The sequence below is a fragment of the Leifsonia sp. 115AMFTsu3.1 genome, assembly GCF_004362795.1.
Classification (GTDB): Bacteria; Actinomycetota; Actinomycetes; order Actinomycetales; family Microbacteriaceae; genus Leifsonia.
Genome location: NZ_SNYB01000001.1, coordinates 2,109,020 through 2,132,801, shown reverse-complemented (window position 1 = coordinate 2,132,801; position 23,782 = coordinate 2,109,020). Strand labels below are relative to the sequence as shown.

At 69.8% G+C, this 23,782-nt stretch carries 21 protein-coding genes and 2 tRNA genes; 5 read left to right on the top strand and 18 right to left on the bottom strand.

What is annotated here, in order from left to right; genetic code table 11:
- Positions 1-594, bottom strand: coding sequence for a hypothetical protein (locus AXZ95_RS10265; protein ID WP_018190951.1), 594 nt, complete (start codon positions 592-594; stop codon positions 1-3).
- 112 nt (positions 595-706) lie between these two features.
- Positions 707-1,294, bottom strand: coding sequence for a hypothetical protein (locus AXZ95_RS10260; protein WP_018190950.1), 588 nt, complete (start codon positions 1,292-1,294; stop codon positions 707-709).
- 210 nt (positions 1,295-1,504) lie between these two features.
- Here AXZ95_RS10260 and AXZ95_RS10255 point away from each other — a divergent pair, with 210 nt between their 5' ends.
- Positions 1,505-2,566 (top strand): hypothetical protein, encoded by a 1,062-nt coding sequence (locus AXZ95_RS10255; RefSeq protein ID WP_133638826.1) that lies wholly within the window; start codon positions 1,505-1,507, stop codon positions 2,564-2,566.
- Between the two features lie 390 nt (positions 2,567-2,956).
- Here the strand turns inward: AXZ95_RS10255 and AXZ95_RS10250 are convergent.
- The 3 genes from AXZ95_RS10250 to AXZ95_RS10240 all read right to left on the bottom strand — a co-directional run bounded on the left by AXZ95_RS10250 (position 2,957) and on the right by AXZ95_RS10240 (position 5,362).
- A tRNA-Ile gene (locus AXZ95_RS10250) sits at positions 2,957-3,030 on the bottom strand.
- A gap of 19 nt (positions 3,031-3,049) precedes the next feature.
- Positions 3,050-4,303, bottom strand: a complete 1,254-nt coding sequence (locus AXZ95_RS10245; RefSeq protein ID WP_026307168.1) for a glycosyltransferase — start codon at positions 4,301-4,303, stop codon at positions 3,050-3,052.
- A 93-nt stretch (positions 4,304-4,396) separates the two neighbouring features.
- Positions 4,397-5,362, bottom strand: coding sequence for an exporter DMT family membrane protein (locus tag AXZ95_RS10240; protein ID WP_018190947.1), 966 nt, complete (start codon positions 5,360-5,362; stop codon positions 4,397-4,399).
- A gap of 40 nt (positions 5,363-5,402) precedes the next feature.
- On the opposite strand from AXZ95_RS10240, the gene def reads away from it, so the two are divergent.
- Positions 5,403-5,969 (top strand): peptide deformylase, encoded by a 567-nt coding sequence (gene def, locus AXZ95_RS10235; RefSeq protein ID WP_018190946.1) that lies wholly within the window; start codon positions 5,403-5,405, stop codon positions 5,967-5,969.
- A gap of 51 nt (positions 5,970-6,020) precedes the next feature.
- On the opposite strand, the gene AXZ95_RS10230 is transcribed toward def, so the two are convergent.
- Both AXZ95_RS10230 and AXZ95_RS10225 read right to left on the bottom strand, forming a co-directional pair.
- Complete coding sequence (locus tag AXZ95_RS10230; RefSeq protein WP_018190945.1) at positions 6,021-6,896, bottom strand: ATP-binding protein; 876 nt, start codon at positions 6,894-6,896, stop codon at positions 6,021-6,023.
- Positions 6,897-7,021: 125 nt separating this feature from the next.
- Positions 7,022-7,333, bottom strand: a complete 312-nt coding sequence (locus AXZ95_RS10225; protein WP_018190944.1) for an SHOCT domain-containing protein — start codon at positions 7,331-7,333, stop codon at positions 7,022-7,024.
- Between the two features lie 238 nt (positions 7,334-7,571).
- Between AXZ95_RS10225 and AXZ95_RS10220 the strand changes: the two genes are divergently transcribed.
- The 3 genes from AXZ95_RS10220 to AXZ95_RS10210 all read left to right on the top strand — a co-directional run bounded on the left by AXZ95_RS10220 (position 7,572) and on the right by AXZ95_RS10210 (position 9,808).
- A complete protein-coding gene (locus tag AXZ95_RS10220; protein WP_018190943.1) occupies positions 7,572-7,772 on the top strand; it encodes a hypothetical protein in 201 nt (66 codons plus the stop codon).
- A 93-nt stretch (positions 7,773-7,865) separates the two neighbouring features.
- Positions 7,866-9,149, top strand: a complete 1,284-nt coding sequence (locus AXZ95_RS10215) for a histidine kinase (protein ID WP_018190942.1) — start codon at positions 7,866-7,868, stop codon at positions 9,147-9,149.
- Complete coding sequence (locus tag AXZ95_RS10210) at positions 9,146-9,808, top strand: response regulator transcription factor (protein ID WP_018190941.1); 663 nt, start codon at positions 9,146-9,148, stop codon at positions 9,806-9,808. The genes AXZ95_RS10215 and AXZ95_RS10210 overlap by 4 nt, the downstream gene beginning before the upstream one ends.
- Positions 9,809-9,940: 132 nt before the next feature.
- Here the strand turns inward: AXZ95_RS10210 and AXZ95_RS10205 are convergent.
- The 11 genes from AXZ95_RS10205 to dusB all read right to left on the bottom strand — a co-directional run bounded on the left by AXZ95_RS10205 (position 9,941) and on the right by dusB (position 23,757).
- Positions 9,941-10,013 (bottom strand) — tRNA-Asn (locus AXZ95_RS10205).
- A 79-nt stretch (positions 10,014-10,092) separates the two neighbouring features.
- Complete coding sequence (locus AXZ95_RS10200) at positions 10,093-11,124, bottom strand: D-isomer specific 2-hydroxyacid dehydrogenase family protein (protein ID WP_231374402.1); 1,032 nt, start codon at positions 11,122-11,124, stop codon at positions 10,093-10,095.
- Positions 11,121-12,026: an ATP-binding cassette domain-containing protein gene (locus AXZ95_RS10195; RefSeq protein ID WP_018190939.1), complete on the bottom strand. Its 906-nt coding sequence runs from the start codon at positions 12,024-12,026 to the stop codon at positions 11,121-11,123. Before AXZ95_RS10195 ends, AXZ95_RS10200 begins: the two co-directional genes overlap by 4 nt.
- A 10-nt stretch (positions 12,027-12,036) precedes the next feature.
- Positions 12,037-13,725 (bottom strand): ABC transporter ATP-binding protein, encoded by a 1,689-nt coding sequence (locus AXZ95_RS10190; protein WP_018190938.1) that lies wholly within the window; start codon positions 13,723-13,725, stop codon positions 12,037-12,039.
- Entirely contained in the window at positions 13,722-14,792 is a 1,071-nt protein-coding gene (locus tag AXZ95_RS10185; protein WP_018190937.1) for an ABC transporter permease, read from the bottom strand. Before AXZ95_RS10185 ends, AXZ95_RS10190 begins: the two co-directional genes overlap by 4 nt.
- A 1-nt stretch (position 14,793) precedes the next feature.
- Entirely contained in the window at positions 14,794-15,891 is a 1,098-nt protein-coding gene (locus AXZ95_RS10180) for an ABC transporter permease (RefSeq protein ID WP_018190936.1), read from the bottom strand.
- Between the two features lie 95 nt (positions 15,892-15,986).
- Positions 15,987-17,618 carry an ABC transporter substrate-binding protein gene (locus AXZ95_RS10175; RefSeq protein WP_018190935.1) on the bottom strand — a complete coding sequence of 544 codons (1,632 nt, stop codon included), beginning with the start codon at positions 17,616-17,618 and terminating at the stop codon, positions 15,987-15,989.
- 209 nt (positions 17,619-17,827) lie between these two features.
- Positions 17,828-19,711: a DNA primase gene (gene dnaG / locus AXZ95_RS10170; RefSeq protein WP_018190934.1), complete on the bottom strand. Its 1,884-nt coding sequence runs from the start codon at positions 19,709-19,711 to the stop codon at positions 17,828-17,830.
- Positions 19,712-19,783: 72 nt separating this feature from the next.
- Positions 19,784-21,145, bottom strand: coding sequence for a DUF4282 domain-containing protein (locus AXZ95_RS10165; RefSeq protein ID WP_155825390.1), 1,362 nt, complete (start codon positions 21,143-21,145; stop codon positions 19,784-19,786).
- A 121-nt stretch (positions 21,146-21,266) separates the two neighbouring features.
- Positions 21,267-22,577: a deoxyguanosinetriphosphate triphosphohydrolase gene (locus tag AXZ95_RS10155; protein ID WP_018190932.1), complete on the bottom strand. Its 1,311-nt coding sequence runs from the start codon at positions 22,575-22,577 to the stop codon at positions 21,267-21,269.
- A complete protein-coding gene (dusB, locus tag AXZ95_RS10150; RefSeq protein WP_018190931.1) occupies positions 22,567-23,757 on the bottom strand; it encodes a tRNA dihydrouridine synthase DusB in 1,191 nt (396 codons plus the stop codon). Before dusB ends, AXZ95_RS10155 begins: the two co-directional genes overlap by 11 nt.
- Between the last annotated feature and the right edge of the window lie 25 nt (positions 23,758-23,782).

Here is a 23,782-nt window from a genome sequence, read left to right as displayed (position 1 = left end):
TCACGCCTTCCGACGTAGGCCGGTCGCCACGGTGACCAGGCAGTCGCCCGCGCGCGTGGTGCGCAGCGCGTAGAGGCGGCCGTCGAGGCGCGCGGAGAGCCGCCCGACCCTCACAGCGGCGGGATCCCGCCGCAGCCCCCTCCCGTCGGCTTTGAGCACGGCCTCGACGGCCGTCCACCGTCGTCCGGGGTCGCCGTGGCCGGGAGCGAGCTCGTCGATCGCCTGCGCGCGCCCGTGCAGGGCGTCCATCGTCTCCGCGTCGATGCCGACGGGATGCCGGGCAGCGACGGCGAACGCCTGTCCGCCCGCGTGCGAGACCGAGACGGAGAGGCGCCCGGAGCCGTCCACGACGACCGGCCGGCCGTGCGAGCGTCCGCAGTCCGGGCAGGTCGCGTCGACGCGCGCCTCCGGGGCTCCCGCATCGCTCAGCGCGCGCTGGAGGGCCGCCCGCCCCGCGACGAAGGCGGCGAGACCGTCGAGGTCGTGGTGCAGCGACGACAGCCGCGCGAGGTCGCCCTCGGAGAGGCGGGATGCGACGCGGGCGACGAGGGCGGCATCCACTGAGCGATGCGGGACGATGACGAGGGCGGGCATCGCACCTCCGTCCCGTGTGCCGGTCGTGACGATGCTAGCGCGGTGCGCGTCGACGGCAGAGAAGTGCGGGCCGCCGGTCTCGCTTCCGACGGCCCGCAGCTGGGGGCGGGACTCAGCGGGCGGTGCCGCCCGTGCCGTCGTCGAAACGGGGCGCCTCGTGACGTGCGGCACGGCGCGGCGAGTCGTCCACCGTCGCGTTCGGGTCCTGCGGCCGGTCGGCGACAGGTGCCGCATCGGGAGCAGGAGCGGCCGGTGCCGCGGTCGTCCCGGGCGCGGGGGCCGGAGCCGCCGTCGTTCCGGGTGCGGCCGCCGGTGCAGCGGTGTCGGCACGCGCGCCGTCGTCGACACGGTTGCCGTGACGGTCGGTGCGCACGTCGGGGTCGACGTGGTCGGCGCGGCGCAGGGCCTCCTCCGACTCGGTGCGGGCGTCGGCGGCGGCGCTCTGACGCTCCTCCGCCTCCCGGCGCAGACGTTCGGCGTCGACCTCGGCCTGCTTCGCATCGGCGGCGGCCCGGGCGGCCTTCGCCTCGCGCTCGCGCGCCTCGAGTTCGGTCTGCGCGGCAGACTGCCGCATCTCCTCCGCCTTACGACGATCCGCCTCGCGCTTGCGGTTGCGGCCCACCGTGGCGGCGATGATGGCGATCACGATGATGACGACCACCACGACGACGATGAGGACGATCCATCCGGTTGTGTTCATGCCGTGTCACGATACCCCCGGCTCCCGGAATAGCTAGGGGATTGAACCATCCACTGCAGGAGTGCTCCCGAAGTCTGATCGCCCAGGACCAGCGGTCGCAACAGCGGGGCGGAAATGAACGGGAGCACGATCTGAAGACACGATGTCCCCTACACGTCATGATCCGCGCCTCTCCTCGTCTACCTGATTGACGGGATATCCCGTCCGGTCGTGGACGACGCACCTTCCGCTCTGCGGGTGAGGAGCAACTGGTCCACGCGTTCGATGACGAACGAAGTAGATCTCATGCGGAATTCTCGTGTATTGACGTCGGCCGCCTTTCTCACGTGCGGCGGGATTCTCACCGCCGGCCTAACCGGATTCGCACCTGCGGACGCCGGTGAAGTCAACGCAACCGATGCGGTTGCGGCGATTCAGGCGGTCGCCCCGGTGTCTCTGTCCCAGCTTGCGGCAACAGGAACAACCGAGCGCTCTGCGGCGGCAACTGTACTTCCCGACGGCCCGGCCGTATCCGTGCCCGTAGCCGCTGCCGACGGTATATCGCTCGGCGGCACAGTGAAGATCGGTCTACCGTTCGCCCAGCGCGCCGACGATGCAGCCCAGTCCCCTCTCGCAGGCGTCGTCGCATACGACAACAACAACGGGTCCACCACAGTCCCGCTCATCCAGACCGACGGCATCGTGCAGATAACCACGGTGATCGAGAATGCACAGGCGCCGAAGCGGTACGACTACCCGGTCGACGTTCCCAGCGGCGCCTCCCTGGTGCAGGACCCGGAAGGCGTCGTCGCCGTCGTCGCGGCTGATGGTTCCCCGCTGCGGGTCTTCGGAAAGGCGTGGGCCAAAGATGCCAACGGGAACCCCGTACCTACGCACTACGAGGTCCACGGGCGCACGCTCACACAGGTGATCGAATTCAACCAGCACACCGTGTTCCCCGTGGTCGCTGATCCTTCCACCGGCATGTACTCATATAACTGCGTTCTTCAGAACGGCAGCAGCTATTACATCGCCAGCGGGACGGCCCTCAGCACGTGCAAGGGCTCATACCTGCAGAAGTATCTCGACGGACGAAAGGTGCAGTCGATTGCGCTCACCGGGTATGGGTACCCTGCGAACCCGAAGGCTTTCGGCACGATCGAGTGCTACATCGCGATTGGCACCGCGGTTGTATCGATCTACGGCCCCGGCTTGATCGTTCGAGCGCTTTCGGGCGCAATTGGATATGTCGCGACGGCTGGGCTGCCGGACATCAAGGCTTGCCGCGGGTGAGGGAATCGATGCTCGCGCAAAATGATGAAGGTGACTTCCCTCGGTGGGTGCGCTTGTTCGTTGGCAAGCCGGCGCTGTGGAATGGGTTCGTGTGGTGCGGCATGGGCTGCGTTCTTCTCGTCTACGGGTTGGCGTCCCTCGACCGATCCTCACCGAACTACGGGCCGTTCATCATGACAGCCATGTCCGAGTTGTTCGGTGTTTTCATGTTGGTCGTCGCCGCAAAAGATCGCCGTCGAAATAGGGGGCGGTACGCGCGGAGATAGAGGCCCATGAAGCATGGAGAGCCCCCGACCCGTGGCCAACGGGATCGAGGGCTTCTGTGCATCGCACACCGTTCCACGGGGCGTCGATGGATCTTCTCGCATCGACCTCCGCACGGGTGCAAAGTAGGGCGGACGGGACTTGAACCCGTGACCGAGGAATTATGAGTTCCCTGCTCTGACCAGCTGAGCTACCGCCCCGATCGTGCGCCGGCTCCGGTCACTCGGGAGCGGGCACGCTGGGGGCCGCGTCCGTCACCGGCTCGGCCACCGGCTCCCCACGATACAGGCTTTCGAAGGTGCTGATCGTGGTCTGGATGTCGTGCGCGGCGACGATGCGGAGGGACGCGCGCTTGAGCACATCCAGCTCCTCCTGGGGCAGCCGGAGCACGCTCTCCAGCTTGTCCGCGAGGTCCTGCGCGTCGCCCGGGCGGAACAGGTGGCCGTTCTCGCCCTCGTGCACCAGGTGCGGCAGCGCCATCGCGTCGGCGGCGACCACCGGCAGGGCGGAGGCCATGGCCTCCATCGTCGCGATCGACTGGAGCTCGGCGATCGACGGCATCGCGAAGACCGTTGCGCGCGTGTACGCCTGGCGCAGCTCCTCGTCGCTCACGTAGCCGAGGAACTCGACGCGGTCGGCGATACCGAGCGTCTCGGCCATCGACTGCAGGTTCTTGAGCTGGTCGCCGCCGCCGACGATCTGCAGGCGCGCGTCCAGGTCCTCGGGCAGCAGCTTGACCGCGTTGAGCAGCACGTCGATGTGCTTCTCGCCGGTGACCCGGCCGACGAACAGGATGCGGTTACCGCTGCGCGGGGTGAAGTCGGGGGTGTAGTTGTGGGCGTCGATGCCGCACGACACGGCGTGAACGCCGCGGAGCCCGGTGGACGCCTCGAGGAACTCGGCCGCCTTGCGGGTGGGCGTCGTGACCGACTCTGCGCGGTCGAAGCTCTTGCGGGCGTCCGCCCAGGCCAGCCTGACGAACGTCTTGCGCAGGAACTTCGGCAGCAGCGTGAACTCGACGATGTTGTCCGCCATGACGTGGTTCGTCGCGACGATGCGGATCCCGCGCTTCTCGGCCTCCGCGGCGAGACCGCGGCCAACCACGATGTGCGACTGGAAGTGCACGACATCCGGCTTCACCTCGTCGAGCACCCGGCGCGCGTTCGCCTTGCTCATCCACGGAAGGGCGAACCGCAGCCAGTCGTGCGGGTACCAGCGCCAGCTGCGGAGCCGGTGCGCCGTCATCTTCTGGCCTTCGTGCTCCTCGATCCACGTGCCGTGCTTGCGGCTCGCGGCCGGTGCGACGATGTGCACGTCGTGGCCGTGCTCGACCAGGCCGGCGGCGAGGCGCTCGGCGAAACGTGCAGCGCCGTTGACGTCGGGGGCGAAGGTATCGCACCCCATCACGATGGTCAGCGGCTTCTTCTCAGCCGGGGCGGCAGGGGTGGGATGCGGTCCGCTCGAGTCAGGCACGTGGTTCGTTCCCTCGGTCGTGGGCTTCGGATGGCGAATCCGGCGACGGCGTTCGCGGCCCGGGCGGATGGTCGCGCCCGGTCGTTCAACGGCCTAGTCTAAGCGGGTTTGCTCCGCGGCGTCGGCAATGCGGTCGGCTACCGGCGCGTCCGATGCGCTCTGCGGATGGTACTTCGCCAGCTGGAACACGCCGAGGATGGCGACCGCGCCCGTCAGCGCGAACCCGACCATGGCCCACCACGGAGCCCCGGCCGCCTCGTTCAGCACCAGGATGCCGATCGTGACGGCGACCAGCGGATCGATGACCGTGAGACCGGCGATGACCAGGTCCGGCGGGCCGGACGAGTAGGCGTTCTGCACGAAGTAGGCGCCGAGCACTGCGGCGAGCAGCAGCGCGACGATGCAGGCGACCAGTAGCCAGTCCCACTCCTGATTCGAGATGCGGTCGATGGCGACCTTGGCGAGCGTTGCGACGAAGCCGTAGAGCACGCCGGCGCCGACGATGTAGATGATCGCCTTGAACTTGTGGCGCAGGAACCAGAACAGGGTGCCGAACGCGATCAGCACGACGGCGAGGATGATCAGGATGACGATCAGCGCGCGACTGGTGACCGGCAGATCCCGCGCGAACACGGCAGCAAGCAGCACGAACGCGCCGACGCCGCTGACGCAGAGGGTGACCGCGATCACGGATTGATGGTTCAGCTTCACCCCGCTGACCCGGGCGTTGAGGATGCTCGTGATCACGAGACCGACCACGCCGAGCGGCTGCACCAGGATGATCGGAGACAGCTTCAGGCTGACCAGCTGGAAGACGATGGCGAGGCCGAGCAGCAGCGTCCCGATCACCCAGGACGGGCGCGCGAGCAGACGACCCATCTGGCGGCCGCTGAGTCCGCCGTCCGCGTGGCCCGCTGTCGCCTCGACCTTGGCCACGCCGTGATGCTGCAGCTGAGCGCCGACGGACAGGAAGCAGGCACCGACGAGCGCGACCGGGATGCCCAGGAGCTGGCTGGGCTGATACGACAGGTCGAACGCGTCCATCAGTTCCGTGCCCACCCCACGACCCTACCGGGAATGATCCGGATAGTCTTGCTGAATGGCCGTCATCCCCATCCGAATCACCGGTGACCCCGTCCTCCACTCCCCCGCCCTCCCCGTCGCCGAGATCGATGACGACGTGCGCACCCTGGTCGCCGACATGTTCGAGACGATGGATGAGGCCCCGGGCGTCGGGCTCGCCGCACCCCAGGTGGGTGTGCCGCTCCGCCTGTTCGTCTACGGCTGGACCGACGACGACGGCGTCTCGCACCGCGGTGTCGCGATCAACCCGACGCTGTGGCTGAGCCCGCTGCGCGTCGGCGAGCTGGACGAGGACACCGAGTCGGAGGGATGTCTGTCGTTTCCGGGCGAGCGCTTCCCTCTGCGGCGGGCCGAGCGCGCCATCCTGCAGGCAACCGACCTCGACGGCGCCGAGTACGAGGTGCAGGCCACGGGCTGGCTCGCACGGATCTTCCAGCACGAGTACGACCACCTCGACGGGGTGCTCTACGTGGACCGGCTGACGCATCCCTTCGGGAAGGCGGCCCTCAAGACGCAGAAGAAGAACAGCTGGGGCGTGCCCGGGCTGAGCTGGCTGCCGGGACGCGACCACCTCGAGGACTGATCCGGCCGCGATCGACGGCCCTGGGACCGCTGCTGCTTCGGCGGATTGCGGTCAACGCCGCAGGTCGACCCCGTGGATGCCGTTGTGATGGCGCAGTGCGGGGAACACCGCAGACAGGGTGAAGCCGACCCCGGCGACGGTCTGCGCATTCAGGGTGCCGCCGAACAGGGCGGCACGATCGCGCATCTCGATGATGCCCGCTCCCTCGTAGTGCTCGGTGAGCGCCCGGACGTCGTCGGCGATCGAGTACGCGGTGGCCTGGTCGACGCCCTCGCGGTCGAGACCGAGCCGACGCGCGGCTGCGCGGATGCCGTCGTCCTCGACGCTGACGGCCAGGCCCTCGGGCGTCCAGGCGAAGGCGACCGCCGCGTTCGTGCCGGGACCCCCGTGCTTCAGCGCGTTCTCCAGGCTCGTCTGCAGGATGCGGAAGACGGCGAGCTCGGCACCGGGCCGGAGCTCGAAGCGCTCCCCGCTCTCGGTGAACGTGACCGCGAGCCCGGCGTCGCGCATGACGCGGAACAGGTCGCGTGCCGAGTGGAGACTGGGCTGCGGTGACGAGGCGTCCTGCGCCTCTCGGGCGACTGCCTGCAGCCGGCGGAGGTCGGCCAGAGCATCGCGGGCGGAGGTTTCGAGCACGCCGGCCGATCGCGCGGCCGCTGCGGGGTCGGCGGCAGCGGAGTACCGCACGCCCTCGGCCTGCGTGACGAGCCGCGAGACCGACTGGATGGCCACATCGCCCAGGTCGCCGATGATGCGGAACCGTCCGGCCTGCTCGGCGAGATCGAGCTCGCGGTCGATGCGATCCCACTCCGATTCCTGACGAGTGTCGCGGAGGCGGATGCGGCGGCTGCGCTCCCACAGCCAGAGGCCCAGGAAGACGAGCGCGACGATGCCGAGCGCGGCGGCCGCGATCACCATGACGTTCATCTTCCGTCTCCTTCAGCCGCACGGCTGTGCGGCCCGGTCAACACTACCGGGCCGCACAGCGGGGCGGACGGGACCGGACGCGGCTGTGGATGACTCCGCGTCCGGCCGCCCTGTGGAGAAACCGATCAGGCGCTGTCGCGGTTCGCGCGCAGCACCTCCAGGCGCGCCCGGTACTCCTGCTCGTCGATGTCTCCGTTGGCGTACCGCTGCGCGAGCGTCTTCTCGGCGGAGCGGACGCCACCGTTCGGGCCCCAGCCGTCGTATCCACCGCGTGCTGCGGCGGCGCGGCGCCAACGTCGACCGGCGAATCCGAAGATTGCGACGAAGACGAGGATCCAGAAGATCGGGATGAAGATCCACCACCAGCCGACGAACGGCGGGCCGTACGCGACGGCGCAGGGCGCGGCGGCGACGACGGTGGCCAGTGAGCTGAGCATGATGCGTGTCCAATCGTGAGTGGTCCGCGCCTCTCGCGGACCGACACCCTCAGCCTCGCCACCTCGCCCCTCCACCGAATCCGCCCCCGGGTGCGTTCCGCCCTACTCCCCCGGGAGCACATTCGTGCCGAATGTGCGCTCAGCGGAGCTCAAAGCGCACATTCGGCACGAATCTCGCGACCCCAGCACGAGAAGCGCGCACTGTCGCACGGGCGGTGTGCGGCCGTACGATGCCCGCATGGAGCACGAGGACGGCCGCCACGAGGCCGACGACGAACAGCCGGATGACGCGGTCACCGAGTACGAGAACGACCAGGCGGAGAACCGGGAGTCCCTGGAGCGGGAGGCCGGACTGACGGCGTTCGGCGGCCCGACCTTCGGCCACCTGTTCGACCAGCAGCCGGACGACGGCGGGTTCGACGCCGAGCACAACCCGTGAGCTCGCCGCACGCCGCCTCATACTCCCTCGGGAGTAGCCCCGAGACACCCGCCGGGGGACGTGACGCCCAGGTGCCCTGGCTAGCATGAGGAGATGCCCTGGAACGCGCCCCTCGATCAGGGAGCGAACGCGCGCTTCGGAGACACCCCCACCGAGCCGCCCGGCTGGGAGCGAACGCCCTGGACCGAGCGCGGACGCCCGCGCGGCGCCCGCTGGTTCGCCGTCATCGTCGCCACTCTCATCCAGCTGCCCTTCATCGTCATTGCGGCACGGGATGCGTCGCACGACCCGCTGACCCTCGCCTTCTCGCTGCTCGCCTTCGCCTCCTCGTTCGTCCTTCTCGCATCTCCCCGGCATCCCGGCCCCACGGTCGTCGCCGTCGCCGTGCTCTGCGCCCCGGCCATCGCTGTGACCAGCGGACCGCCGTTCTCCGCCGTCCCGCTGGCCTTCGCCGTCGTCACCGCGGTGGTCCGAGGCGCGCGCGTGTGGGCGTGGTGGACGCTCGCGGGATTCGCCATCGCCGCGCCGGTCGCCGCCTACCTGCTGCGCGGGCAGCCGGCCGCCATGCTGCGGCCCCTGATCGTCGCGCTCATCCTCTGCCTCCTGCTGGGCGTCGGCGAGGCCCTGCGCAACCGCCGGGAGCGGTTCCGGGAGGTCGCCCGGCAGGTCGCGGCACGGCGGGAGGCGGCGGCGGAGGCCGAGCGCCTCCGCATCGCCCGCGAACTCCACGACGTGCTCGCGCACTCGCTCTCGCAGATCAGCGTCCAGGCCGGGGTCGGCCTCCACCTGTTCGACTCCCGTCCGGAGAAGGCCCGCGAGAGTCTGGAGGCGATCAAGACCACCAGCAGCCAGGCACTGGAAGAGGTGCGCGGCGTGCTCGGCTTCCTCCGCGGCACCGAGGAACAGGCTGCCCGCTCCCCCGAGCCCGATCTCACGCGCATCCCGGTCCTCGTGGAGACCTACCAGAAGGCCGGCCTGCGCGTCAGCTACGACACCGACCTGACCTCGACCCCGTCGGCCGCGGCGCAGCTGGCGCTGTACCGGATCGTCCAGGAGTCCCTGACCAACGTCGGCCGGCACGCACAGGCGTCGAGCGTTGCGATCCGCCTCACCGAGATCGACGGCTGGTACGTGCTGACCGTGCGCGACGACGGCCGCGGTCTGCCCACCACCGCGAGCGGAGACGGCCGCACCTCGGCCCAATCCGCCGCCGCGGGCATCGGGCGGGGCGGCCGGGGCATGGTCGGGATGCGCGAGCGCGCCGAGCTGCTCGGTGGCCGCTTCGACGTCCGCCCGGCCGATGGCGGAGGGCTCCTCGTCGAGGCCCGCATCCCGTCCTCGGCACCGCGGACGGCGCCGAGCAGGGCCGCATCGTGATCCGCGTCCTTCTCGCGGACGACCAGCTCCTGGTCCGCGCCGGCTTCCGTGCTCTCCTGGAGGCGGAGGACGACGTCGAGATCGTCGGCGAGGCCGGGACCGGCCGCGCGGCGGTCGACCTCGTGCGCGAGACGCACCCCGACGTCGTGCTGATGGACATCCGGATGCCCGACGGCGACGGGTTGTGGGCGACCGGCGAGATCGTCGGAGACCCGGCCCTCGCGGGCACCCGCATCGTCATCGTGACGACGTTCGAGCTGGACGAGTACGTCGCCCAGGCGATCATCGCCGGCGCCAGCGGCTTCCTGGTGAAGGACACCGAACCGGTGGAGCTCATCCGCGCTGTCCACGTCGTGGCGGACGGCGACGCGCTGCTCTCCCCCGGCGTGACGCGGCGGCTCATCGAGCGCGTGTCGGGCGGCCTCCGACCGGCTCCGGATGCGGCAGCGCTGCAACATCTCACCGACCGCGAACGCGAGGTGCTGACCCTGGTCGCACACGGCCTGACGAACACGGAGATCGGCGAACGGCTCTTCCTCAGCCCGCTCACCGCGAAGACCCACGTGTCGCGGATCATGACGAAGCTGGATGCGCGCGACCGCGTCCACCTCGTCGTCCTGGCTTACGAGACCGGCCTCGTGCAGCCCGGCTGGCAGTAGCTGCGGGCCGCAGATTTGCGCCAAATCGTCGTTCTGCGCGCGCCATAACCGAGATTTGGCGCAAATCGCAGGCCCGAAGGGCGCACAACGAAAACCCCCGGCCTTCCGAAGAAGACCGGGGGTTTCACAACGCTCCCCGACTTGGACTCGAACCAAGAACCTGCCGGTTAACAGCCGGCTGCTCTGCCAATTGAGCTATCGAGGAATGCTTGATCAGCGAAGCTACTCTAGCAAGGTTCGCGGCCACGGGAGAAATCGGGCGTGCATCCCGCGCGCGTCCAGCCTCAGTACCCTGCCGACGGGTCGACCACCCCCACGAACCGGCCGTCGTCGAGGAAGGCGTGGACGTTCAGACGGATGCGCTCGGCGAGCAGCGGGGCCGTCATCTCGGGGGTGTCGGCCTGGTGCGGCGTGATGATCACGTTCGGCTCGTCCCAGAGGGGATGGCCGTCCGGCAGCGGTTCCGGGTCCGTCACATCGACGCCCGCGCCCGCGATCGTGCCGGAGCGCAGCGCCTCCAGCAGGGCATCCGTGTCGACGAGTCCGCCGCGCGCGATGTTGACCAGGTACGCAGTGTCCTTCATCGCCGCGAACTCGTCCGCGCCGAACAGGTGCCGCGTTCCACCGGTGAGCGCGGCGGCGACGACCACGAGGTCGGCCGATGGCAGAACCTCGCTGAGCCGGTCGGCGGTCACCGTGCGGACGGCGCCCTCGACCGGGGATGCGGTGCGCCGGACGATCGTGACGCGCACACCGAACGGCTCCAGCAGCCGCATCAGCTCCAGCGCGATGCCGCCGGCGCCGACGATGACGACGTCGAGGCCGTACAGCGACCGTCCCTCCTGCTCCGTCGCCCACGACCGGGCACGAACGCGCTTCGGGATCACCCGCAGCAGCGCGAGGCTCAGCACCAGGGCATGCTCGGCCACGGGCTGCGCGTAGGCGCCCTTCGCGCTGGTCCAGATCAGCCCCGGGCGGTCCTCGGTCGCGAGGACGTCGGCGAACGCATCCACTCCGGCCCAGGGCAGCTGCACCCAGCCGATGCCGGGATGCGCGTGCAGCACCGCCGGGAAGTCCGCCGCCGGCGTGTTCGACAGCCAGACCACACCCCGGGTGCGCTCGGAGAGCGGCTCGACCGTCCCGCCGGCCGACTCGACGGCATCCACGAAACGCTGCGACGGCTGCGGCAGCACGGCGATCGGTCCGGGCTCCGGCCGCTGGTCCTCGGGAAGCGCGGTCACCTCGACGGCCAGCACGGCCCGGTGATGCGACGGCGCCCCGGTCTGCTCGGTCTCGTCCATTCCCTCTGCGCTCATCGCGTCTCCACTCCGTGCTGGTCCACCGTTCCCGTGCTCTCCGTCGCCGCGCGCCGGGTCGCCCCGCGCTGGGGTCGCCGCTCCGTGCGCTGCGCCGGCGGCTTCAGCGCTCGCGCGAGGCCCGCGACGAAGGGATGCGTCGGATCGGCGAGCACCTCCTCGATCGGCCCGTAGCCCACCGGCCGGCCGCCCTGCAGCACGAGCGAGACGTCCGTCGCCCGGCGCAGCACGGCCAGGTCGTGGCTCACGACGACCGCCGAGAAGTCGGGATGCCCGCGCAGCTGCCCGAGCAGGTCGATCACCGCGTCGCGCACGGTCGCGTCGATCCCGGCGGTCGGCTCATCGGCGACGAGGATGGTGGGGCCGAGCACGAGCGCCCGTGCCAGTGCGACACGCTGGCGCTGTCCCGAGCTCAGCTCGTACGGGTACTTGTTGAGCACGCTCAGCGGCAGGTGCACGGTGTCGAGCATGGTCGCGGCCCGGGCTCCCGCCGTCCGCCGCGGGTAGTGCTCGTCGCGCTCGAAGATCGGCAGCGTGACGTTGTCCTGCACGCTCAGCGACGGCTCCAGTGTCGCGGCGGCCTCCTGCGGCAGGTAGCCGACGTGGAAGGTCACCTCGGCCAGGTCGCGCTTGCGCGCCTTCCGCAGCGGGTGGCCGAGGACGGACGCTTCTCCCCCACTGATCCGCGGGCCCGGATCGGACGCACGCGGAGGGAGGACCCGCCCGGAGAGCACCTGCGCGAGCGTGCTCTTGCCGGAGCCGGTCTCGCCCAGCACGCCGAGCACCTGGCCCTGCTCGAGGCGGAAACTCACCCCGCGCAGGGCCACGCATGACGCGCTCGGGCCCCGCGCAGGGTATTCGACGGACAGGTCGCTGACGACGATGGCGGGGACGGAACTCACATCTTCGACCCTAGGCGCTCTCCGCCTGCAACTCCCGCAGCGCCTCGCGCCGGTCGGCCTGTTCGACCGGGTCCGGGACGGGCAGTGAGGCGAGAAGCCGCTGGGTATACGCCTCCCGAGGGTTGCCGAGCACCTCGGCTCCTGTCCCCTCCTCGACGAGCTTTCCGCGGTGGAGCACCGCGATCCGGTCGGCGAGCAGGTCGACCACGGCGAGGTCGTGGCTGATGAACAGCGACGCGAAGCCGAACTCCCTCTGCAGGTCGGCGAACAGCTCCAGCACGCGCGCCTGCACCGACACGTCGAGTGCCGAGGTCGGCTCGTCGGCGATCAGGAGGCTGGGCTCCAGCGCGAGCGCACGCGCCAGGCTGGCGCGCTGCCGCTGACCGCCGGACAGCTCGTGCGGGTACCGATCGCCGTAGGCGCGCGGCAGCTGAACCGCCTCGAGCAGCTCGTCGACGCGGCGACGGGCCTCGGCGGCCGAGCTCGCGCGCCCGTGCACCACGAGAGGTTCGGCAACGCACTCGGCGATCGTGAGCAGCGGATTGAAGCTCGACGCCGGATCCTGGAACACGAACCCGATGTCGCTCCGCACCTTGCGGAATCGCCGCTCGCGGACGCCGTTCATCTCGATCCCGAGCACTTCGAGCGACCCGCCGGTGACCTTGTTGAGGCCCGCGATGGCCCGCCCGATGGTCGTCTTGCCCGAGCCTGACTCACCGACCAGGCCGAGCACCTCGCCCGGACGGATCTCGAAGGAGACCCCGTCGACGGCCACGAACCCGGGGCGGCCGAGCCGGCCGGGGTACTGGATGCGCAGGTCGCGCGCCTGGACCACCGGCGCCTCGATCGGGCGCTCGGCCCGGGCGATGGCACGATCCTGCGTGGCGATCAGGCCCTGGCCGATCTTCGGCACCGCGGCGAGCAGCTTGCGCGTGTAGTCGGCCTGCGGGGAGGAGAACAGCGTCCGCACATCCGCCTGCTCGACCAGCTTGCCCTGGTACATGACCGCGACGCGGTCCGCCAGGTCGGCGACGACGCCCATGTTGTGCGTGATGAGCACGATGGCGGCCCCGAACTCGTCGCGGCAGCGCCGCAGCAGGTCGAGGATCTCGGCCTGGACCGTCACATCCAGAGCGGTCGTCGGTTCGTCCGCCACGATCAGCCCGGGGTTCAGCACGAGCGCCATCGCGATGACGATGCGCTGCTTCTGGCCGCCGGAGAACTGGTGCGGGTAGTACTTGACCCGCTTCTCGGGCTCCGGGATGCCGACCCGGCCGAGGATCTCGATGGCGCGCTCGCGCGCCTCCTTCTTCGACAGCTTCGCGTGCGCCCGCAGACCTTCCGCGATCTGCCAGCCGACGGGATAGACCGGGTTCAGCGCCGTCGACGGCTCCTGGAACACCATGGCGACGTCGGTGCCGCGCACCTCGCGCAGCTTGCTCTTGCCGATGGAGACGATGTCCGCCTCCGTCTTGCCGTCGCGGCTGCGCAGGATGACGGCACCGGAAGCGGTCGCCGTCTCGGGCAGCAGCCCGAGGATCGTCTTGGCGGTGACCGTCTTGCCCGACCCGGACTCTCCGACGATGGCGAGCACCTCGCCGGGGGCGACGCTGAGGCTCACCCCGTCGACCGCCTTCACGGCGCCGGCGTCGGTGGAGAAGGAGACCGAGAGGTCCTTGATCTGTACGACGTCGCTCATGGACGCACCTCGATTCCGTGCTCGTCGAACGATTCGCCGCCCTCGAGGCCGTCGACCCCGCCGGGGCCGGCGGTGAGAGTGCCGCCGGGGACCACCGAGGTCTCGGCGACCTCTCCCGACGCCGCAGCCGCACGGCGGCGGCCGCGCAGACGCGGGTCGGCCAGGTCGTTGAGGCTCTCGCCTACCAGGGTGATGCCCAGCACGACCAGCACGATGGCGAGACCCGGGTAGATGGAGGTCCACCAGATCCCGCTGGTGACGTCGTCCACGGCCTTGTTCAGGTCGTAGCCCCACTCAGCGGCGGCGGTCGGCTCGATGCCGAAGCCGAGGAAGCCGAGACCGGCGAGCGTGAGGATGGCCTCCGACGAGTTCAGGGTGAAGATCAGCGGGAGCGTCCTGGTCGAGTTGCGCAGCACGTGCCGGAACATGATCCGGCTGTTGCTCGCGCCGACGACCCGCGCCGACTCGACGTACGCCTCCGCCTTGATCCGGACGACCTCCGAACGGATCACGCGGAAGTACTGCGGGATGTAGACGACGGTGATCGAGATCGCCGCCGCCAGGATGCCGCCCCACAGGCTCGACTGGCCGCCGCTGATGGCGATGGCCATGACGATGGCGAGCAGCAGGGAGGGGAAGGCGTAGATCGCGTCGCAGATGACGACGAGCACGCGGTCGAGCCAGCCGCCGAAGTAGCCGGAGATGAGTCCGAGCAGCACACCGAGGAAGATCGACAGGAGGACGGCGATGATGATGACGAGGATCGCGGTCTGCGCTCCCCAGATCACCCGCGAGAACACGTCGTATCCACCGGACGTGGTGCCCCAGATGTGCGCGGCGCTCGGCGGCTGCTGCGCGCCGAACGACTTCCCGTCGGCCTTCGACTGTGCGAAGCCGTACGGCGCGATGACCGCCGCGAAGATCGCGGTCAGGATGAACAGGGCGGTGAGCACGAGGCCCACCACGAGCATCCCGCGCTGCAGGCCGACGCTCTGGCGGAGCTGGTGGACGACGGGCAGGCGGTCCCAGAGGGAACGCTTGCGGGAGGTCAGCGATGCGGTCGACATCTCAGTACCTCACTCTCGGGTCGATGAGGGCCGCGATGACGTCGACCACGAAGTTGGTGAGGGTCACGATGACGGCGAGCAGGACGACCATGCCCTGCACGGCCACGAAGTCGCGCGCCTGCAGGTAGTGGACGAGCTGGAAGCCGAGCCCCTTCCATTCGAACGTGGACTCCGTCAGCACGGCACCGCCGAGGAGCAGGGCGATCTGCAGGCCGATGACCGTGATGATCGGGATGAGCGCCGGACGGTAGGCGTGCTTGCGCAGCAGCCGCGATTCGCCGACACCACGCGATCGCGCCGCGTCGACGTAGTCGGTGGACAGCGTCCCGATCACGTTGGTGCGAACCAGCCGGAGGAAGATGCCGGCGGTCAGCAGACCGAGGGCGAGCCCCGGCAGGATGGCGTGCATCAGCACGTCACCGACCACGGCCGGGTCGCCGGTCTGGAACGCGTCGATCAGGTAGATGCCTGTCTTGTTGTCGAGCGTCTGCATCTCCAGTTCGGAGCTCGTCGACGCGCGTCCGGCGACCGGGAGCCAGCCCAGCCAGATGGAGAAGATGAGCTTCAGAACGAGGCCGACGAAGAAGACCGGGGTGGCGTAGAAGAGGATCGCCATGATCCGCAAGCCCGCATCCGGGGCCTTGTCACGGAAGTAGGCGGCGATCAGGCCGAGCGGGATGCCGACGATGAACGCGACGATGAGCGCGTAGAACGCCAGCTCCAGCGTCGCGGCGCCGTACGTCAGCAGCACCTGCGTGACCGGCTGGTTATCGGTGAACGTCGTCCCGAAGTCGCCGCGCAGCAGCTGGCCCAGGTACTCGAGGTACTGGACGATGATCGGCCGGTCGTATCCGGCCTCGTGCACGCGCTGGGCGAGCTGCGCCGGAGGCAGCTTCCCGCCGAGGGCCGCGGTGATCGGGTCTCCGGTCGACCGCATCAGGAAGAAGACGACGGTGACCAGGATGAAGATGGTCGGGATGATGAGAAGCGCGCGGACGAGGATGTAGCGGCCGAGGCCGCCTCCGGATCGTCGCTTCGCCTTCGTTCGGTCCGGCCCGGGGGCGGTCCCGGCCGCCGGGGCGCTGACAGTCGCTGTCATGGAAGCCAATCGTGGTGGTTCGTGGAAAGGGGGTGGCTCGCTGCGTGAGCGAGCCACCCCCCGGTTCGGCTCAGAGCTGGTGGCTCAGGGCCGGATTACTTCGAGAGTGCCGCGTAGCGGAACTTGAAGGACGGGTCGAGCGTCTTGTCGGCGCCCGAGACACCCTTCGCGACGACCGCGATCTGCGAGCCTTGCAGCAGCGGAAGCGTGCTGAGGTCCGCCCCGACCTTGGCCTGGATCTCCTCGATCAGCTTGGTGCGCTCGGCCTTGTCGGTCGTGCCCGCCTGCTTCGCGATGAGGTCCTGGACCTCCGGGTTGTCGTAGTGGTTCGCGAGGAAGTTGTCCTTGATGAAGAACGGCGACAGGTAGTTGTCGGCGTCCGAGTAGTCCGGGAACCAGCCGAGCTGGTACGCCGGGTAGACGTCCTTCGTGCGGTCCTTCGAGTACTGCACCCACTCGGTCGACTGCAGGTTGACCTTGAACAGGCCGCCGTTCTCCAGCTGCTCCTTGACGAGCGCGTACTCGTCACCGGAGGACGGGCCGTAGTGGTCCGGGTTGTACTGGAGGTTCAGCGAAACCGGGGTGGAGACGCCGGCCGCTTGGAGGGCCTGCTTGGCCTTGTCGAGGCTGGGGCCGCCGTTGCCGTCGCCGTACAGCTCCTTCAGCACCGTGGTGGCGCCGGTCAGGCCGTCCGGGACGAACGAGTACAGCGGGGTGTAGGTGCCCTTGTAGACCTGGTCGGCGATCGCCGAGCGGTCGACGAGGTCGGCCGCGGCCTGACGCACGGCGAGGGCCTTCTTCGCGTCGGCCTCCGGCGTGGTCGCGCCGTACGGCTGGGTGTTGAAGTTGAACACGATGTAGCGGGTCTCGCCACCCGGGCCCTTGACGACCTTGACCTTGTCGTTGTTCTCGAGGCTCGCCACGTCGGTGGCCGAGAGGCTGCGGAAGGCGACGTCGATCGCTGCCTTCTGGATGTCGAGCTTCAGGTTCGACGACTCGGCGTAGTACTTGACGTTGACCTTGTCGGTCGCGGGCTTTCCGAGCAGACCCTTGTATCCCGGGTACGCCTTGTAGGCGATCAGGTTGTTGAAGTCGTAGCTCGTGATGTCGTACTGACCGGCGAACGGGTGGCCCTTGACGATGGTGTTGTCGGGCGTGACCTTGTCGGCCGAGAAGACCTGCTCATCCACGATCGGACCGGCGGGGCTGGAGAGCACCTGCGGGAAGGTCTGGTCGTTCGGCACCTTGAGCTTGAAGACGACCGTGGTCTTGTCCGGCGCGGAGACGCTGTCCAGGTTGGCCAGCAGCGATGCCGGGCCGTTGGGGTCGTTGATCTTGATCTGGCGGTCGAACGTGAACTTGACGTCCGACGAGGTGAGGTCGTGTCCGTTGGCGAACTTCAGTCCCGGCTTCAGCTTGACCGTGTACTCGGTCGGCGAGGTGAAGTCGGCGCTCTCGGCGATGTCCGGCTTGACGTCCGGGCTGCCGTACGGGGTGTTCAGAAGGAACGGGTAGACCTGGTTCATGACGGCGAACGAGCCGTTGTCGTACGAGCCGGCGGGGTCGATCGACGTGATCTTGTCGGTGGTGCCGACGGTGATGGCGCCACCGCCGCCGCCGCCCGAGCCGTTGTTGTTCCCGGAGCAGCCGGCGAGCACCAGTGCCGCGGCCGCGAACGCGGCGGATACGGCGAGCAGGCGCCGTCCGCCGTTGTGTGCGGATGTCATATCCGATTACCTCTTCCTGGTGTGGGATGCGCAAGCGGCGTCGTCACGGGCGTGCGGGATCGCCGTTCGCGTGAGAACTTTCCTAGCACGGAATGCTCGTTGTTCCTGCATTCGGATGCGGATCCGGGCGCGATCTTTACACGGACGCAACAAAAGAGCGCATCTGCAGGCATTCGTCTGCGGATTCCGCAGGCGGAGCTTCCGGCGTGCTATTCGCCGCGCAGACGGCGCCGTTCGCTCTCGATCGCGACCATGGCGAGCGAGATCTGGCGACGCAGCTCCGGGTCCTCCGTGCGGCCGAGGCGTGAGGTGAGTTCCGCCTTCTCGCGGAGCAGGTCGCGGTCGATCAGGCCGTCGACGATCGACCGCGCGTACCGCCCGGGATCGCCGCCCTGCGGGAGTTCCGCCACCGCCAGAGCGTTGACCGTCGGCGCGTACGCCTGCGGGACCTCGGCGAGCACGCGATCCACCCAGCCGGGCTGTTGCAGCGTCGCCAGTTGACTGGCGATCGCGTCGCGGACCACGGCGTGGGTCGGGTTGACGAACGGGACCTGCACGGCGCGCGCCGCCCGCTCCTGACCCACCTCGCCGGGGAGCTGCAGCAGGACCATGAGGCTCTCGCGCTCGGTGCGCTGCGTCGGGTCGGCGAGGTCGGCCTGCGCGAGGGGACGCGGCTGCTCGGCGGAGCCGGATTGGCCGTCGCCGCCCGGGTACGAGCGGCTGCGGCCGTCGTCGCGGGATCCGTCGCGCGAGCCCTCCCGTGAGCCGGAACCCCGCTGTGCGGCGCGGACGGCGCGGATCGCATCCTGCAGGTCGGCGCCGGAGAGCCGCGCGAGCTCGCGGGTGTAGCCGTTCTGCGACGCCGGGTCGCGGATCGTGGCGACGATCGGTGCTCCCGCACGCAGGGCCGCCGCCCGCCCCTCGACCGAGTCGAGGTCGAACCGTTCGACGGTCCGGCGGATCATGAACTCGAACATTGGCTTGCGTGCGTCGATCATGCGGCGCACCGCCACATCCCCCTGGGCCAGCCGCAGATCGCACGGGTCGAGGCCGTCTGGTCCGACCGCTACGTAGGTCTGCGCGGAGAACCGCTGCTCCTCGCCGAACGCGCGGGATGCCGCCTTCTGGCCGGCCGCATCCGGGTCGAATGTGAAGATCACCGAACCCTGGCTGTTGTCGTCGCCCATCACCCGGCGGATCACCTTGATGTGGTCGACGCCGAACGACGTGCCGCAGGTGGCGACGGCGGTCGTGATCCCGGCGAGGTGGCACGCCATGACGTCTGTGTAGCCCTCGACCACGACGACCTGGTCCTGCCGCGAGATGTCGCGCTTGGCCAGATCCAGCCCGTAGAGCACCTGCGCCTTCTTGTAGACGGGCGTCTCGGGGGTGTTGAGGTACTTCGGGCCCTTGTCGTCGTCGAGCAGGCGGCGCGCGCCGAAGCCGATGGTCTGGCCGGTGACGTCGCGGATGGGCCAGATCAGGCGGCCTCGGAACCGGTCGTAGACGCCGCGGTCGCCCTGGGAGACGAGTCCGGCCGTGAGTAGCTCCTCCTGACTGAAGCCCTTGCCGCGCAGGTGCTTGGTCAGTTCGTCCCAGCTCTTCGGGGCGAACCCGACGCCGAAGTGCGCTGCGGCCGCGGCGTCGAAGCCGCGTTCGCCCAGGAACCGGCGCCCGGGGTCGGCATCGGGAGCGGACAGGCGGTCGCGGAAGAACTCCTCCGCCGCGGCGTTGGCCGCGAGCAGGCGGGCGCGGTTGCCGGAACTCTCGGAGGGACCGCCGCCGCCCTCCTCGTAGTGAAGCTGGTAGCCGATGCGCGCGGCGAGCCGCTCGACCGCGTCGGTGAAGGAGACGTGGTCCATCTTGAGCAGGAACTCGTAGACGTCGCCGCCCTCGCCGCAGCCGAAGCAGTGGTAGCGGCCGACGCCCGGGCGCACGTAGAAGCTGGGGCTCTTCTCATCGTGGAACGGGCAGAGGCCCTTGAGCGCGCCGACGCCGCCGGTCTTGAGACTGACGTAGTCGCCGACGATGTCGCCGATGTTGGTGCGGGCTTTGACCTCTTCGATGTCGCTCTGTCGAATCCGGCCTGCCATGCTCTCGATTCTAGTGAGCCGGACCGATGCTCCGGCCCGAACTGCGAAACCCGGAGGTCCCGGCCGTCGCGGTCACTCCCCCGGCGGACGGCGGCGGCGCGTGTTCTGGGCGATCTCGATAATGGCGCAGAACACCTCGATGCCGACGCGCAGCAGAAGCACGCTCAGCATCGCCCCGACGAGCGTGATGAGGACGCCGAACAGGAACACGAACGCACCGATCGGCGCGTGCGTCGCGATCGCCGAGGTGAGCGAGTTCGCGAAGCCGACGATGATGCCGAGCGCGATCAGGACAAGCCCGACGACATACACGGGACCGGCGAGCTTTCGCGTGACGTAGTTCGTGAACGTGAAGTCGAACAGGGAGGAGAAGAACCGCGAGTCGTCCAGGCGGTCGGCGAGGTCGCCGACCGTGCGGCCGTGCGCGGACTGCGCGCCCGGGCCGGCGGCGGCGCCGGCGGCGGCGGTCGCGCCGGTGGCGGCGGGTGCGCCCCGGGTCGCATCCGGAGCGGTTGCGTCGGGCGCAGCGGCGGCGGGCGGTTCGGTGGCGTCGGTGGGCTGTTCGCCCGTCTCGCGCGCCGTCGTCGAGTCCACAGCGGCCTCCTGGTCGGTGTCGGTCGTGTCGGCAGCGAGCCGCTCGGTCGGAGTGTCTGCGGGCGCGGCGGCAGCTGCGCCGACAGGACGTGTCGTGTCTGTGGATGCGACGGCAGCCGCTACGGCGGCCGCACCGGCGTCGGTGGATGCGGGTGCGGCGTAGAGCTCCTCGGCCGTCGGGAGACGCTTGGTCGCTGCGGCGCCGGTGTCGTCGGATGTCTCGGCGGTGCCCGTGCTTTCCTCGATCGGGGGCTCGGCGATCAGGGGCTCGGCGGGCGAGGTGGACGTGTCGCGGGCCGACGCACTGCGGCTCCGGCTCGATCCGCCGCTGGGCGCGAGCGGTTCGCGGGCGCCGAGGGTCGCATCCATAATGTCGGGCGCTTCCCCCTCCGGTGCGATCGGGGTGGTCTTCGCGGTCGTCCGGCGAGTCCGAGGCGTCGTCGTCTTCTTGGCGGCGGGCTTTCGCGCAGCCCCAGACGTAGACGCAGACGCAGACGTCTCGCCGGTCGGGACGGCGGCTTCGGTCGCCTCATCCGTCTCAGGGGTCTGCGCGGTGGTGCTCTTCGTCGCCCGCGGCTTCGTCGACCGCGCTGCGGGCGTGCCCGCGGTGGACGACGAGGTCGTCCTGGCGCCTGTCGTCTTGGCCGCAGTCGTCTTGGCCGTTCGGCTCGTCGAGGAGCCGGTCGTTCGCGGGGTCCGGGTCGTGCCTGAGCCCGCTGTCGCACCGCCGCCCGCCGCCGGCGTGACGGCTCCGGTCCCCTCCGGTGGGGCGCCGGCCGTCTCCGTCGACTCCCCCTCTGCGGGGCGGTCGCCGTCGGACGGTGGTAGTGCGGTGCTCATTCGTCTCCTCCCGAAGCCTGACTCCCAGCATTCTGCACTGCGCCGCGGTATACAACCCCGGCGCGCGGAGCATGCGGTGCTTCACAGCGGTTCTGCGCCGAAGCCTCCGACCTTTCCGTGCTCAGTGCTGCACGAGACGCTCGTACCAGCTGAGCGCGGACTGATCGGTGAGGCTGGCGACCTGATCGACGACGACGCGTCTCCGCGCATCGTCCGTCGCGGCCGCGCGCCAGTCTTCCGCGAATCCCGGGTCGAGCTCGGCCGGACCGCGCTGGTAGAGCAGGTCGGCCAGCGTCGTCAGGATCTGCCGCTGCTGGGCGTAGATCGGCTGCCGTGTGTTCCGTGACATGACGAACGTGGCGACGATGCCCTTCAGCACAGCGATCTCGGCCTGGATCCCGGCCGGCACGACCACGTCGGCGCCGAAGCGGATGAGGTCCACCCGTCCCGCGGCCTCCTTCGTGGCGTGGACGGCCGCGTGTGCGAAGCGCCCGATCAGCTGGCTCGTGAGGTTCTTCAGGCGCGCCTGGGACCGGCGCGAGCCGTCCCACCCGTCGAGCCAGATGTCCATGCTGTCGAGCCGGTCGAACGCCTCGATGAGCTCTTGGTGGCTGACTTCGCCGCCGATCCACTCGTGCATGGACTCGACGAGGTCTTCGTGGTCGACCCGGCTTCCGAGGGCCGCGACGTCGATGTAGCCGTTCACCACGGCGTCCTCGAAGTCGTGGACGGAGTACGCGATGTCGTCGGAGAGGTCCATGACCTGCGCCTCGATGCAGCGCTGGCGCTCCGGGGCGCCCTGGCGCATCCACTCGAACACGGCGCGGTCGTCGGCGTAGAAGCCGAACTTCGCCCGCCCGCTCGGGTCGGCCACCGACGAGGCCGCAGGCCACGGGTACTTGCAGCTCGCGTCGAGGCTGGCGCGGGTGAGGTTGAGCCCGTACGGCCGGCCGTCGCGGCCGAACACCTTCGGTTCGAGCCGGCTCAGCAGCCGCAGTGTCTGCGCGTTGCCCTCGAAGCCGCCGATGTCGTCGGCCCAGGTGTTGAGGGCCCGCTCGCCGTTGTGGCCGAACGGTGGATGCCCGATGTCGTGTGCGAGGCAGGCGGTGTCGACGATGTCCGGGTCGAGTCCGAGGCTGTTGGCCAGCTCGCGGCCGACCTGGGCGACCTCCAACGAGTGCGTCAGCCGGTTGCGTGCGAAGTCGAGCCCCGCAGTGGGGCTGAGCACCTGCGTCTTCGCCGCGAGACGGCGGAGCGCACTGGAGTGCAGCAGCCGCGCCCGGTCGCGGGCGAAGTCGCTGCGCCGGTTCGAGTGCTGCTCGGGAAGCCAGCGCTCCCGGTCGTGCTCGGAGTACCCGCGCTCGGCGGACGCCTCGGCCGTCTGCACCGCACCGGCCCCTGTGCTCGTGGTCGCCGCGATGTCATCCACCACTGTTGTGCACCTCCGCATCGGCGACCTCGGCGCGCTGCACGCCGTCGAGGTCCCGGCTCTCGAGCCAGCCGTCCGGCAGCGCCGGCCGCTTCGGGGAGCCTGCACGACCGCGCTGACCCTCTGCCGCCTCGCCCGGGTACTCCTGGTCGGGGTCGAGCGTGGCGAGCAGCTCGTCGAGGTGCTCGAGCGTGTCGACGGTCGCGAGACTCGCCCGCAGGTCGCCGCCGACCGGGTAGCCCTTGAAGTACCAGGCGACGTGCTTCCGGATGTCGCGGCAGCCACGCTCCTCGCTGTCGAAGAACTCGACCAGCAGCTCCGCGTGGCGGCGGAACGTCTGCGCCACCTGCCCGAGCGTCGGATGAGCCTGGGCGGCCTCCGCCTCTGCTGCCGAGATCTCGCCCGCCCGCGCGCGGAAGGCGGCGGCCAGGTCGCCGAACAGCCAGGGACGCCCGAGGCAGCCGCGGCCGACCACGACGCCGTCGCACCCGGTCTCCTCCACCATCCGGATCGCGTCGGCCGCCGACCAGATGTCGCCGTTGCCGAGCACGGGCGTCGAAGTCACCGTCTCCTTCAGCTTGGCGATGGCGGACCAGTCGGCGTGACCTGAGTAGAACTCCGCCGCCGTGCGCGCGTGCAGGGCCAACGAGGCGACGCCGGCGCCCTCGGCGATGCGACCGGCCTCGAGGTAGGTCAGGTGGTCGCCGTCGATGCCCTTGCGCATCTTGATCGTGAGCGGGATGTCGCCGGCCGCCTGCACGGCGCCTTCGACGATCTCGCGGAACAGCCCGAGCTTCCAGGGAAGCGCCGCTCCCCCGCCCTTGCGGGTGACCTTCGGCACCGGACATCCGAAGTTGAGGTCGATGTGGTCGGCGCGGTCTTCGGCGACGAGCATCGTCACGGCCTCGCGCACGGTGACGGGGTCGACACCGTAGAGCTGGATGGAACGCGGCGTCTCCGACTCGTGGTGCGTGATGAGGCGCAGCGACTCCGGAGTGCGTTCGACGAGAGCGCGGGACGTGATCATCTCGCTGACGTAGAGACCGGCGCCGAACTCACGGCAGAGCCGACGGAACGCCGTGTTGGTGATCCCGGCCATCGGTGCGAGGACGACCGGCACGTCGAGCCCCAGCGGACCGATGGTCAGCTGAGGCGCGTGGCTTAGGGTGGCAGTGGTAGACATCTCACTCGATTCTCCCAGAAAGCGT

What these genes read in the sequence shown, in the direction of transcription:
- AXZ95_RS10265 (WP_018190951.1), bottom strand. Translation starts at nt 594, where the DNA reads ATGCCCGCCCTCGTCATCGTCCCGCATCGCTCAGTGGATGCCGCCCTC.
- AXZ95_RS10260 (WP_018190950.1), bottom strand. Translation starts at nt 1,294, where the DNA reads ATGAACACAACCGGATGGATCGTCCTCATCGTCGTCGTGGTGGTCGTC.
- def (WP_018190946.1), top strand. Translation starts at nt 5,403, where the DNA reads ATGGCCGTCATCCCCATCCGAATCACCGGTGACCCCGTCCTCCACTCC.
- AXZ95_RS10230 (WP_018190945.1), bottom strand. Translation starts at nt 6,896, where the DNA reads ATGAACGTCATGGTGATCGCGGCCGCCGCGCTCGGCATCGTCGCGCTC.
- AXZ95_RS10225 (WP_018190944.1), bottom strand. Translation starts at nt 7,333, where the DNA reads ATGCTCAGCTCACTGGCCACCGTCGTCGCCGCCGCGCCCTGCGCCGTC.
- AXZ95_RS10220 (WP_018190943.1), top strand. Translation starts at nt 7,572, where the DNA reads ATGGAGCACGAGGACGGCCGCCACGAGGCCGACGACGAACAGCCGGAT.
- AXZ95_RS10215 (WP_018190942.1), top strand. Translation starts at nt 7,866, where the DNA reads ATGCCCTGGAACGCGCCCCTCGATCAGGGAGCGAACGCGCGCTTCGGA.
- AXZ95_RS10200 (WP_231374402.1), bottom strand. Translation starts at nt 11,124, where the DNA reads ATGAGCGCAGAGGGAATGGACGAGACCGAGCAGACCGGGGCGCCGTCG.
- AXZ95_RS10190 (WP_018190938.1), bottom strand. Translation starts at nt 13,725, where the DNA reads ATGAGCGACGTCGTACAGATCAAGGACCTCTCGGTCTCCTTCTCCACC.
- AXZ95_RS10185 (WP_018190937.1), bottom strand. Translation starts at nt 14,792, where the DNA reads ATGTCGACCGCATCGCTGACCTCCCGCAAGCGTTCCCTCTGGGACCGC.
- AXZ95_RS10180 (WP_018190936.1), bottom strand. Translation starts at nt 15,891, where the DNA reads ATGACAGCGACTGTCAGCGCCCCGGCGGCCGGGACCGCCCCCGGGCCG.
- AXZ95_RS10175 (WP_018190935.1), bottom strand. Translation starts at nt 17,618, where the DNA reads ATGACATCCGCACACAACGGCGGACGGCGCCTGCTCGCCGTATCCGCC.
- dnaG (WP_018190934.1), bottom strand. Translation starts at nt 19,711, where the DNA reads ATGGCAGGCCGGATTCGACAGAGCGACATCGAAGAGGTCAAAGCCCGC.
- AXZ95_RS10165 (WP_155825390.1), bottom strand. Translation starts at nt 21,145, where the DNA reads ATGAGCACCGCACTACCACCGTCCGACGGCGACCGCCCCGCAGAGGGG.
- dusB (WP_018190931.1), bottom strand. Translation starts at nt 23,757, where the DNA reads ATGTCTACCACTGCCACCCTAAGCCACGCGCCTCAGCTGACCATCGGT.